The sequence below is a fragment of the Rosenbergiella epipactidis genome, assembly GCF_018494055.1.
Classification (GTDB): Bacteria; Pseudomonadota; Gammaproteobacteria; order Enterobacterales; family Enterobacteriaceae; genus Rosenbergiella; species Rosenbergiella epipactidis.
The window spans coordinates 1-1,001 of sequence record NZ_JABBFQ010000019.1; the positions used below are offsets into that span (position 1 = coordinate 1).

Consider the following 1,001-nt stretch of genomic DNA (forward strand, 5'->3'; position numbering starts at 1 on the left):
ATCTTAAAGCTGACTTACGAGTCGTCTTTAAGATATTGCTCTTTAAAAATCTGGAAACAAGCTGATAAATTGAAAACACTGAATAATGAATAATTATTCGGAGTCTCTCAAAGACTTTTACAGTCTACAGCGTCTAAGACGTCTGTGGGTTGTGAGGTTAAGCGAATAAGCGTACACGGTGGATGCCCTGGCAGTCAGAGGCGATGAAGGACGTGCTAATCTGCGAAAAGCGTCGGTAAGGTGATATGAACCGTTATAGCCGACGATATCCGAATGGGGAAACCCAGTGTGTTTCGACACACTATCGTTAACTGAATACATAGGTTAACGAGGCGAACCGAGGGAACTGAAACATCTAAGTACCTCGAGGAAAAGAAATCAACCGAGATTCCCCTAGTAGCGGCGAGCGAACGGGGAGGAGCCCAGAGTCTGCATCAGTCAGTGTGTTAATGGAACGGTCTGGAAAGTCCGGCGATACAGGGTGATAGCCCCGTACATGAAAATGCACTGATTGTGAGCTCGAAGAGTAGGGCGGGACACGTGGTATCCTGTCTGAATATGGGGGGACCATCCTCCAAGGCTAAATACTCCTGACTGACCGATAGTGAACCAGTACCGTGAGGGAAAGGCGAAAAGAACCCCGGCGAGGGGAGTGAAATAGAACCTGAAACCGTGTACGTACAAGCAGTGGGAGCACGCCTTGAGCGTGTGACTGCGTACCTTTTGTATAATGGGTCAGCGACTTATATTTTGTAGCAAGGTTAACCGAATAGGGGAGCCGCAGGGAAACCGAGTCTTAACTGGGCGTTAAGTTGCAAGGTATAGACCCGAAACCCGGTGATCTAGCCATGGGCAGGTTGAAGGTTGGGTAACACTAACTGGAGGACCGAACCGACTAATGTTGAAAAATTAGCGGATGACTTGTGGCTGGGGGTGAAAGGCCAATCAAACCGGGAGATAGCTGGTTCTCCCCGAAAGCTATTTAGGTAGCGCCTCGTGAA

1 rRNA gene is annotated in these 1,001 nt (G+C 48.6%); it reads left to right on the forward strand.

What is annotated here, in order from left to right:
• Window positions 1-155: 155 nt before the first annotated feature.
• Window positions 156-1,001, forward strand: a 23S ribosomal RNA gene (locus tag HGT71_RS15605); the annotation flags it as partial.